We start from the raw sequence: 11,562 nt of genomic DNA, 5'->3' as shown, positions 1-11,562 counted from the left end.
CTGCTTCCGGATACCGCCTCACATTTCAATCATCCAAACATGATCTCAAATGCTCGTTTTACCAACGTCTCAGCGTGTGGCAGTTGGGCAGCGGTGTTGACGACGTAGAGGCTCCCTCCATCTACAGAGCTATTGGGAATAAAGCTCCATGTGGATGCATCCGAAACTCCGTCGGCAATACCGGTCAGATCCTCGACATCCACAGCCAAGCGCAGCGCAAACCCTCTCGCTCGGGGAATGATCTCCAGAAACCACTCAGGCGCGCGATACACCACTGACTTTGCTCTCGGCAATTCGACAACTTCGTCCGAACAACCCATGGCCGCAGCGCGCATTTGCTCAAACCAAACTTCAATGCCTGGTGTCCATTTCAAATTGGCTACGCTGTGGCCAGCGGATCGGTCCACTGCATCTTCCAGGTCGACCTTGGAAATCATCGCCAGGTCAGGCGTCAGTGGTCGCCATAGCGCCAGAGCGCGCTCAGCCAACATCGCCCCGCGCTTCTCAATTTGCGTGGGGCCCCACTTGTCCTCTGACGCAATGCTCCGACTGAGCCACACTGGGCTATTTGCATAACCCCACACGGCATGGCTTTTCTTCTCCAAAAACGGGCGCGCTTCGAGCTCACTGTTGAAGCCTGTCAGCGTCAAGTTGCCCAGCTTGTGGAGGCAGCGAGCTTGCTCTGAGCGCCAATCTGGCCCCAACATGGCTTGCCACTCTGGGGCCAAAACCGCTTTCTGCGGCAAGACATGCTCAATCGTGAGGTTGTCGGTCTGTACCTTCTCTTTGCCCGCATTGGTCAGACGCTCAAGCAAATATTTCAGATTTCGGCGGCCATACAGGTCTTGGGTGGTCAGCGCGTGGACAAAGGTTGTGTCGTCCGGGAACTGGGCGCTCTTCGCGCCGCGACAGAGTGCCACCTTCAGGCGTGCCAAAGGCTCATCCATTTTGATTCGTTGAGCCAGCGCTGCAAACACTTGCCCACCACTTCGCGTTTCAGCGCCAGAAACTGATCGGCGCAACACATAGCTCTCAAGAAGGTCCAGCGCCTCCCCCAAATCGGCATCAGACAAGACCTTGTCATGGCGCCAGCGCTCCAACAACACCATGGCCACAGGCGCGGCCACGTCCACCAACTGTTGCAAGCGTTTCAAGCCGACCTGCGCTGCACCAGCGTCTTGTGGATTGAACATGAAGCTGCAGAAGTGCCGTCCAAAGCGCAGCAGCCGCGCCAACTTCTCAAGATTCTCAGCCTCATTCTTTGGATCACCGGGTGCCGGATACCAATGGCGGAACTCTCTGTAAACGCTGTCCAGCTTTAAGGGCCGTGGTGGCTTCAGCTCAAGCGTCAGAAAGTCGCGTAGAAAATTGTCAAAGCCGACGCGATAGTTGGATCCAAACGCCTGCTCCAGCGGCCGCCACCATGACTCGTACCACTCACTTTGCTGAGGTTCGTCATGCCCCATGAGCACGTAGTTGCGCACTAGGTCAGCTTGGGTGAGGGCCAAGCCGGTAGAGTTCAAACTTTCAAAGATCAGCTGTGGATTGTCTTGCCCAGGCTTGAGGGACACCGACACAACCTGCAACCGGCGCAGACCATTTAACAACGCTAGGGGGTCCAGGTTTTCCAGCGCCGCCTCAAAGTACCGAGCATTGGCCACGACCCGATTCATTGGCTTGTCGGGCAAATCTTTGCCCGACAACAACAGTTGGAGAACGGCGTCGTCCTCGCCCCGGAGCGCCAAGCGCGCACGCAACGCCGGTGGTGCAAACTTGTTGAGCAGAAACTGCTCTTCAATGGCTTCTGGTGAGTCCGTAATGGCAAGTGCACCTGAATGCTTGCGCAACTGGTTACGGAGCACCGCCAACAGCAGTGTACAAGTGGTCAGTCGTTGTTGACCATCGATCACCAGCCATTGCGGCAGCACCGCGCTTTGGTCGTTGCTGGCCACGCAGACCACCGAACCCACAAAGTGGGTAGCGCCCTGCGGGCGCGACGCGACACGCTGAACATCGATCAGCAACTGCGCGCACTGCGCCTCAGTCCAGCTGTAGTCGCGCTGAAAAACTGGAATGATGAATTGACGCTGACCGCTTCCCAGCAGCGTCAAAAACGATGTGTCTTCTGCTTTCATTTTTACCCTCCCCTATCAACCATTGAAATGGAGCGCCGTAAGCTGCGCCCGCTTGAAATCAGACTTTCACCCCTTCAGCCAGCGAACGCTCAAATATTTCCGAGACATAGCTGCCTGACGCCTCCTTCTGAAACAACACGTGGCGGTTGGCAAAGTCATCCGCGCTGGCCATGCCGGGTTGCCACCAACGAACGGCCCCCATGGGTGTGTTGGAAACCACGAACGAATGGAGGGAAATCTTTCCCTTTCGTCCGGGATCCTTGTCGGCCAGCTTGGCTTCAATCTCTTTGATCGTTTCAAAAAACCTCAATTTGGGGTCATTGAGACCTTCGCACCGCAAGATGCCTTTGGGATCAACAAAGATCACGTGTTGGTGGCCTTTGTCCAAGACCCACAAAAGAAAGTCTGGATAGAAGTTGCCTGCTTCGAAGAAGCCCACGCCGCGCCCTCTGGACTGGTTTCGAAGCAAGTAAACCTCTTTACCGTCCAAGCACGCTGGGCGACTCTGGCAAAAGCTTCGCAAGTCGACAACAAAATCCCGCTCGCCTTCGTTCAAGTGCACAGGGCTCACGCTCAACAGATCGCTGTCAACCCCGTTGCGCAGATGCAGCAGGGGTGAGTACAGGTGCTGGTCAAAGTAGATCGCCTCACCTTTTCCGCCGATATTGAAGTCGCTCAGGTTGCCGTCGCTGATGTGTTCTTTCAGTTCGATCAGGCGCTGAATAATGAGCTTCTCCGACCGGTCGACCATTACCTTGTAGGTGTCAATGAAGTTCGGGTCTGTTGGGCTGAGCTCTTGGTAGATGCGGTGCGGGGCCTCATACGCATCCTTCTTGACCTTGTAAAAGCGATCGCAGTACTTGCGCAGCAGCGCCGTCGCGATCTCTTCCCACTCGTACACCTTCTCGAAGCTGTCGGCCTGCATGACCTCTGGAGGCACATACAACGTGTACCAATCATTGCCAGGCTGCAGCAAAGAGCGGGGCGTGTCGCGATTCAGGTTCAGGTTGTGCCAGCCGCGCTCTGCTTTCAGTTGCTGTAGCGCCATGTAGATGGCGTCAAAGTTCATGAAGGCCAAATGCTCCTGCCCCAGAAAGGCGCGGTTTCTGCCGGTTTGAATCTGGGAGAAAGCTACCCCGCGGCTGGCCTTGGAAGCCACACGCGGATACCAATCCAGCACGACGTCGCCAGGCCTCATCGCAATGGTGTCGGCAGTCGCCAGAGTGGCCTTTTCTTCCTTCTTGAAGTTGATGGTGTCGGGCACCTTCACTGTGATCAAGGGCGTGGTGGGCAGCTTGATTCGCACCGGAATTTCAAAGGTCTGCCGGTCATCTGGCTTCTTGATGCCCTCGCCTTCCAAGAACTCGTTGAAGCGCTCCATGTAGTCGGACTTGACGCCGAACACGTTCAGCGTTTCCAGCAGTGGCAAGTAAGCATCTTTGGTCACCCACAAGAGATCCTTATCTTTGGCCGCCCAGTGAATGGCGCGGCTGCGTTTGAGGCTCGACGCAAACCCCTTTAGGCGAATGCCTCGACCAAACAACTGGATGATCTCTGAGCCTTCGCTTTGGCCTACATGCATCAAACCCAAGGTCGACACACGGTAGCTGTTCCAGCCTTCCGTGAAGCGTTTGGACCCAATGAGCACAGTCAGCTTGGAATCCTTGTTGTTCAAAGAGCGGAACAGTGAATCGCCAAAGGGCCGTTGAGAAACGTGCAGCCACTGGGGGTGTTCTTCGCACAGGTCTGCAACCTTCTTGGCATCACCCACGTTGACCACACCAAACGGCTCTTCAGCGGCCCCCACACGCAAGGCCAGCTCACCGTCACCCCCGGTGAGGTATTCCACGTGCAGGCTTCCGCCAGCCGGCGCATTGAACAGCAACTTCAGGATGTCTTCAAACACAGCCTGGGAACCCAGATTCAACCGAGTCAGGTATGGAAAGGCCTCGGCAAACGTGTCGCGTTGTTGTTGGTCTAGCAGGCCGGTGTCACCACTCAGCAGTTTTTGAATGTGCGCAATGGTCTTGGCTTTGTCAGACACCAACTCCGCCAGAAACAGCAAGATGTCCACCACGTCGGAAACCTGCTTCTTGCTCTCCGTGCGTACCGCCGTGACCTTGCTGCCAACAAATACCCAGAGTGGCTTTTCAACCGCAAAGGCTTTGTAGTTGGCCTGGCGGTCTTCGTACACCCGCAGCTGCTGGTAGTAGCTCAGCAGGCAGGCGGTCAGGTACAGGCGCCTGCGCTCGCTGTCGGCCTTGCTGTTCTCCTGCCCTTCAATGTTGAGGATCTTGTAATCCTTGCCGAAACCGTCGGCATGGAAGTATCGATATGAGTAGTCAAACAGGATGCTCTTTGAATATTCATCGGCCAGCGCCGCATCGCTGCCCACGGCTTGGCCCAGCGTGGCGGAGTATTCAAAGGTGAAACCTTCCTGCGCCAGCCGGCTGCGCATCTCGGACCATACTTCGCCTTGCGAACCTCGGTGCGCCTCGTCGATGAACACCAGGTTATTGGTCTCGAACTGGTCCACGGAAACAGTTTTCTTCTTGCCCTCCTCGCGCAGCTTGTTCATGTCGATCACATCGATCGTCTGCGCGCGGAACAAGCCGAAGCTGCCGCCAGTGGTGTCTTTGTCAAACGGCGCGGCCGCAATGCCAGACAGGGCCAGCTCTTGCAAATGCTGGCGGGTCATGCCTTCGTTGGGCGTCAACAGCACCACGCGGTTGATGTCCTTGGATCTTCTGTTCTTGGAAAGGTAATGCCGAAACTGCAGCATATTCACGTGCATAAGCAAGGTCTTGCCGCTGCCGGTGGCGTTCCACAGGGCCAACTTGCGCAGAGATTCTGGCGTGTAAGGGCTGATCACCGCCTTCTTGGATTCGCCAAAGTCCAGCAGTGCATTGTTGAAATGCTCCAGATGGGCGTTCAACTCAGCCAACAAGCCCTCTGGGTCGCGAAAGTACCAGTCCAGGTACACCTCGGCAAACAGCAGCGTCATGTACTGGAAGTACTTCCACTGCAGGCGGTCGCTCCGCCTCTCCGAAATAGCGTTGGTGTGGCGGGCAATATTGGCGTCGTAGTCGAGCAACTGCTCGCGCGTCAGCGGCCCGCTGCTGGGCAACATGCGGCTGAGTTCTTCGCAGAAACGGGAGCTGCCATCTTCCTCTCGCAATTCGAGCGACTCATCCGTCAGACGGCGTGTGACCTCTCGAAAGGTGTCCTGGTCGAGTTCGTGAGCGTGCCCGCCAAACAGACTCAACAAGAAGCGGTTCAGAACCAGCTTGTGGGGAAAGGGTACCGCCATTACGCAGCCTCCTTAAGGTCCAGCCCAAGGTTGACGGCAGATGCCCTCAACTTCTGCCGAACGCTGTCCGTAAAAGGTAACCAAGCCGCGTCTTTGGTCGCGGCCTCGACCACAAACCATTCGATGTTCTCAACGCTCAAGCCAAAGTGCTTGTGAAGATTGAAGATGATGGACTTGTCGGGATCAGCAAATACATTGGCGTCGACAAACTCCAAAAAACTGTTTATCCAGGGATTGGCTTGGCCCGCATCTGCCGTTCTTCGCGCAGCCTCAAGAAGGAAGCGCTCAGGGTTGACGCGATGTCCATCAGACATCAACGGCTCGAACTGGAAGAACCATCGCAAGGCGTCTTTTTGAGCTTTCACTAAAGCCTCCCCTGTTCCGCTCAAGGCTTGCTGGATCTGTGTTTTTTTGTCATCTTCAGTGGGGTAGCGATCACCGTCGGTAATGACCAAATTTTTGTTTGCATCTCTTCCCTCCAGTTCAAGAACAGCCCCGACTGAAAATGCATTGTTGATCGCACCGAACGGAAAGATCAGTACATTCGGCAAGATGCCCAACTCCGTGCAGATTTGTTGCACGATACGTTTGGCAAGGAGGTCTTCCACCCAGATATTGATCACACGCATGTCAGCGTCGTTTCCACTGATGCGGTGCAATGACATCGGACGATATCCATTGATACAGACAATCTTTTCCGGTGTGGCGTGCAGGGTTCGAATTGAGATTTCGTCTGCAAACTCAACGATTTGAGGCCAATGTGTTGAGAGGACTATCTGGAGCTTCTTCTTCTCTGCCTGTTCGATCAGCCACTTCACCAATCGGCGCAATGCGGCTTCATGAATCGAGACCTCAATCTCCTCAATCAGCAGGAACCCTTCGTCAGGCGCACTTAGGACTTCCTGTAAGAGTTTCAGTACTTTGTATTCCCCCGCTCCCATGTAGTGCGAGGTGTAAGAGCTCTCCGCCGGCGGCTTTCCTTGCTCGACTGTTGCAACCAAAAAGAGACGTAAACCTGTGCCTTTACTTCCTTGTGTGATCGTCTTGTAGCGTCGATTGAGGATGCCTGACGCAGCTTCAACCATCTCTTGTCGCTTCTTCACACTGAGGTCGAGCTCTGAGACAAGGAACTCGAATCGGGTTTTTTGGGTCTCTGCCTCAATGTGCGGCATGCAACTTAGCAGACCAATGAAGCGGTTGTAGCGTTCTCGGCGGTTTGCCTTTCTAGGTCGCCAACGGTCGCCTGTCTTTCCGTACTCGGTCCCACCTGGGTTGTCAGTAAAAAAAACGCGCACTGACGACCCTTTCCAGTAGTTGCCGGTGTGCGGTACAAACCAGTCGGTCCACCAGCTTCCTGCGTCAGACTTCTTGACCTGAAGATGCTCATGCGGCTTGTAAAGGCAGGCCAATGCGTGCAACACCGTGGACTTGCCAATGCCGTTTTCACCCATCAGTGCAACCACACCTATTTCAGGAAACTCGATCGTGAGGTCCTTGAGGCGTTTGAGCTTGGCGAACTCTGCTTTGACGATCTTGCTCATGTCAGAAGCCCGCAGTCGTGAACATGAGGGAGTGGAAGGCTTCTTCAATCAGGCGCACTTTCCACGTCTCATCGGCACGGCGCAAGTTCTCTAGGTTGTTGTCACCATTGACGTAAATCAGGTCAAACTCGTGATCACGAGTGCTATAGGCCTGCTTCTTGAACCACTCGTCCAAGGCGGTACTGTTCGTTTCGTTGACGTTGCGCCATAGGACAAGCACGCTTTCCCCTGTTTGAGTGACGCCTGTCACTTCAACCACGCCGTTCAACAAGCGGGTGGCATGGACTCTGAGCCCCAACAACTGATTGAAAGTCTCGACCATATCGACCACGACTTGCTGTGTTTCGTTGTTCCGGGAGATGGTGAGCTGCACATTGAACGGATCTACGAAACGGTCCAAGGACAGCAAGCTGCCACGGCTCTCCATCTCCAGCATGTACTGCAGAACGTAGTGCTCACGCAGTTGAGGGGCTTGATCAATGATCTTTTGCTGGCCCTCCGAGCGAGCCAACTGCAAGTTTTCGCAGGCGTCCTCGTAGGATTCCACGCGCAACAGCTTTACGAGTTTCGGATTTCCCTTCCCAAGTGGTTCTGCGGGGCGCGTTTTGGGTTTTCCGTCGGACCAAACGTGGGCATACATCACCTTTTTGATGCGCTTGGTCAACACCCTGTCGAAATGATCGCCCGCCTCCATCAACACAAACTTGCGGGACCCGCGATCCTCCCGATTCAGGTTGATTACGGCGTGACCTGTGGTGCCGGACCCACCAAAAAAATCCATGACCCAGTCGCCCTTTTTACTTGCTTGAGAGACAAAACGACCCACGAGGGTAGTTGGCTTGGGGGTTGGGAATATCCCTGCTTCGCCAAATAAGTTTGCAAGTTGCTTTTCGCCATCTGTGTAGTCATGAAAAAATGACTTTGCAACATTAGTCTCTACCTCGTGAAGGTAGCGTTTATAACGAGGAACAGTTTTTTCTGTAGGCCCCCAGCTAATTCTTCCTTGCCGGTCAAGCAAATCAAAGCTGTCACGATTCGAATCGTCCCACTTGTACGGCCAACGCCATCCTGTTTTCGGGCATGGGCAGAACTTACCGGTGACTGGGTGCTCGGGCTTGTAGTACCGGTAGTTTGGATCCTCTGAGTCTTTTGTTGACTCAGATTGCTTTTGCGCAGGCGCAGAAGCGTTGTCAGGCTGATAAAGAACAATTTGGGCATTTCGGGAGCGCGCTTCAAGCTCGGTCACGATCTCCCCTTCCAACGATCTATATTCGGCATTGTTGTATGCAAATATGCCGCGCCAAGGGTCTTGCTTCTTGGTCTGATCGTCGTAGGCTAAACCCTGCCCCCTTAGTTCCGCCTTGTACTCTTCGACGTGAGCCTTGAAAAGACGATCTACAGCTTCTTCGATATCTCGCAAGCTCGGAAACTCAGGGCCCAATTCCTTCAGGCGCTCCATGACTTCCACGTATCCAGGCTTGGGCTCCCGGAACATGTGCGGATCGCGTTCTGCTTCGGATCGATTGCGGGCGTAAACCTCCACGTATTCGTGATTGGTGGAGTACAGCGGTGACTGGCTGTGGGTGGTGTTTTGTGCCCAGATCAGCTCTTCCACGCGATTGTCTTTTCCGAAGGTCATGTCCAGAATGGACTGCAAACTATCTCGCTCGTTCTCGTCGATGTTGGAGAACAGCGCCCCATCGGAGCGCAGGTAGTTGATCGCGACCGCGATCCGGTCGCGCATCATCGTGATCCAGGATGAGTGGCGGTAGTTGTCCTTGTAGGGAAAACCGTCGCCCAAACGGTTGTAGGGCGGATCGATGGCAATGCAGCGAATCTGCTCTTTGAAGCGCGGCTCCAGCAAGCGCAAGGCCTGAAAGTTCTCTCCATGAACCAACACCGCGTCAGTTTGGTCGTCCAAAGCACCCTGATCGGCCAACGACGAGATGATCTGGTACACCAGATTTTTAGGTAAAAAGCTGGTGTCCAGAACCAATGACGGGTTGGCCTTGAGAAAAGCAGACGTCAGTGGCTGGTCTGCTGGTTGAACATCGTTCAGCGCAAACAGCTCATTCCACTCTTCCCGCTGACTGCGCGAGGTACCGACCCATGTGCGAACCGGTTTCTCTATGGCCTTGCAAATTTCCTGGTACAGCCCTTCTGGAACGCGGTCCATGGTGATCAGCCACTGGGTATCGAGAACGAACTTCTTCTTCAACCACAAACGCTTCTGAAAATTCTCCAATTGAGCCAGGAAGTCGATCAGCTTATGGGCAATGCGTCGAGTGGCTTTGATACGGGCGAGGTAACTCTCAACCTTGGGCGCGGTCTCACTCTCCACGTCGTCCAAATGCATGACTTCGTTCTTGACGAAGAAGTCCAGCTCCCGACGCATGAAGCGCCCCAGATCCTTGTGAATGAAGTAATCGAACGTATTCTTGGCGGTGTAGTCGGTCAAGTGCTTCTCCAGCACGGAGCGTGACTTGTTTTTCTCTGTAGGCAGAGTACTTGCCAAAGATGCGCGCCACTGCGTCCACTGCCCGATGGCCTGGGTCAATGGCGCGCCATCGGGCAAAGTCAGCAACGCATCAGTGGCTTGTGTGTTGAGTTCTTTTTGCTTCCGCTTTTCTTCGTCAGGGCGGTACTCAAAACAAATCACCAAATCGTCGCCATCGAGCTTCAAGGGTTGCTCTGCCAGGATAAAGCGGCGCTCGTTGTCAGCACTGGTTTTGACGTTGTCACGCTCCGTCGAGGCCAAAGTCAACTCGAAGCGGACCCGCCCTTTCTCCGTCTTGAAGGCATACCGCGTGAAGTTCTCGGCGGTTTTGATGTAGTACTGGTCTGCGTTTGCCCAGTGCAGCTTCACTTCCTCGCCCTCGTAGGGCATGGCGTACACGCCCTCTTTGTAGCGGCGCAAGGAGAGGAAGTCGCCGTCTTGGTAGTAACGGCTAAAGAAGGTATGCAGGTCAGAAAACACCTGATCTTCCATGCGGTCCAGGTCGCCGCCTTCGGCCAGCTCAGCTTTGAGCTGTTGCACCACCTCCAGGCTGTCGGGGTCGATCTTGAGCTTTTTAGCGTTGGCAATGGCTTCGGCCAGCTCCTTCTGTTTGTCGGCCAACCCGGCTGGCTGAAACTCTTGCAACGCGGTGCGGAGCGTGGGCAGCAAGTCTTGCTCCAGGAACTGGCTGATCTCATCGCGCTTGGCGTTCATGATGCGGTAAATGCCAAAGTCCAGGTCGGCCTGGTCCATCTGGAACATTTCTTTCAGCTTGCTGATGAGCTGCTGGCGCTTGTTGTCGTTGGGGGTGCTCATGGGTGTCGCTTTCAGGCGTATGGCTGGAAATGGTTGTTGTCCCGGCTGAGCAACTGCATCAGCTTGGGGTGTATGAAGAGCTTTTCTTTGCCGTAGGGCATTTCGCGGAGCACGCCCAGCGCAGCGAGGTCTTTCAAATAACGCGAAGCGGCTTGGCGCTGGGCAATGCCCTTGTCCACCAGGTTGCCGATGCGGCAATAGGGCTGCTCAAAGATCACGTCCACCAGTTCGCGGCTGTAAATCTTGGGCAGCTGGGTGCGCACATGTTCGGTGGTGTGCTCGGCCAGGGCGCGGATGGCGGCGATTTTGCCGGTGGTCCATTTGGAGGTTTCGGCAACGGCTTGCAGCATGAACAGCAGCCAGGGCTCCCAGGCTTGATCGCGCGTGACATCGAGGAGCAGGCGGTAGTAATCGGCCTTGTGCGCGATCACATACTGGCTCAGGTACAGGATGGGCAGACCCAACAACTCTTCCTGAATCAGGTAAAGGATGTTGAGCACGCGGCCGGTACGCCCATTGCCATCGATGAACGGGTGGATGGCTTCGAACTGGTAGTGGCCCACGGCCATGCGGATCAAGGGGTCGAGATCCTTCTGGTTGTGCAGAAAGCGCTCCCAGTTGGCCAGCATGTCGCGCAAGCGGGCTTCGCCTTCGGGCGGGGTGTAGACCACCTCCCCGGTGCGGTCGTTGGAGAGTTGGGTGCCGGGGGTGCGGCGAATGTCCATGTCCACACCTTTGAGCGTGCGGCAAATTTCCACTGCGGTGGCGGTGCACAAGGGCCGGTCTTTGAGCGACTGGTAGCCATGGTGGAGCGCAGTGCGGTAGCGCAGCGCTTCTTTGGTGGCCGGGTCGGCGTTGTCTTGGCCTTGGGCGTACTGAAACAGCTGGTCGGTCGTGGTGACGATGTTTTCAATTTCCGAGCTGTCTTTGGCCTCCAGCAGCGGAATGGTATTGATGAGCATCGCCTGATTGGGGATGAGCTCGGCCGCTTGTTTAAGCTCGGCCAGCGCCGCGCGCGCCTCGATACAGGCTTTGAGCACGGCCCGGCTTTCCAGCTCCTGCGCCGGGGGGAGCGCGGGCAGTTGGTTATGGGGGAGCTCAGGGCGCCAGGCGGTTACTGGGTCGGTCATGATGCAAAAAGTCTATTTTGACGACATATGAGAAGGGTATGTCGCGACCGACGACACGTCAGCGCCATGTGTTTTATTTCTCTAAAAATAGCGACATGTATCGATTTCATGTCGTTCTCAGCGACATGAATGA

5 protein-coding genes are annotated in these 11,562 nt (G+C 55.2%); all 5 read right to left on the bottom strand.

Annotated features, from left to right (window positions below; all coding sequences use genetic code 11):
- Positions 1 to 29: 29 nt before the first annotated feature.
- The 5 genes from LPB072_RS10175 to fic are packed head-to-tail and all read right to left on the bottom strand — an operon-like array spanning position 30 to position 11,429.
- Positions 30 to 2,135, bottom strand: a complete 2,106-nt coding sequence (locus tag LPB072_RS10175; RefSeq protein ID WP_066087998.1) for a DUF262 domain-containing protein — start codon at positions 2,133 to 2,135, stop codon at positions 30 to 32.
- Positions 2,136 to 2,193: 58 nt separating this feature from the next.
- Complete coding sequence (locus LPB072_RS10170; RefSeq protein WP_066088002.1) at positions 2,194 to 5,445, bottom strand: DEAD/DEAH box helicase family protein; 3,252 nt, start codon at positions 5,443 to 5,445, stop codon at positions 2,194 to 2,196.
- Positions 5,445 to 6,986, bottom strand: a complete 1,542-nt coding sequence (locus LPB072_RS10165; RefSeq protein WP_066088005.1) for an ATP-dependent nuclease — start codon at positions 6,984 to 6,986, stop codon at positions 5,445 to 5,447. The genes LPB072_RS10170 and LPB072_RS10165 overlap by 1 nt, the downstream gene beginning before the upstream one ends.
- A gap of 1 nt (position 6,987) precedes the next feature.
- A complete protein-coding gene (locus LPB072_RS10160) occupies positions 6,988 to 10,299 on the bottom strand; it encodes a site-specific DNA-methyltransferase (protein ID WP_066088008.1) in 3,312 nt (1,103 codons plus the stop codon).
- Between the two features lie 11 nt (positions 10,300 to 10,310).
- Positions 10,311 to 11,429, bottom strand: coding sequence for a protein adenylyltransferase Fic (gene fic, locus LPB072_RS10155; RefSeq protein WP_066088011.1), 1,119 nt, complete (start codon positions 11,427 to 11,429; stop codon positions 10,311 to 10,313).
- Positions 11,430 to 11,562: the final 133 nt, after the last annotated feature.

It is taken from the genome of Hydrogenophaga crassostreae (assembly GCF_001761385.1).
GTDB lineage: Bacteria > Pseudomonadota > Gammaproteobacteria > Burkholderiales > Burkholderiaceae_C > Hydrogenophaga > Hydrogenophaga crassostreae.
The sequence above is the reverse complement of the archived record's forward strand: the minus strand, read 5'-3'. Positions and strand labels throughout refer to the sequence as shown.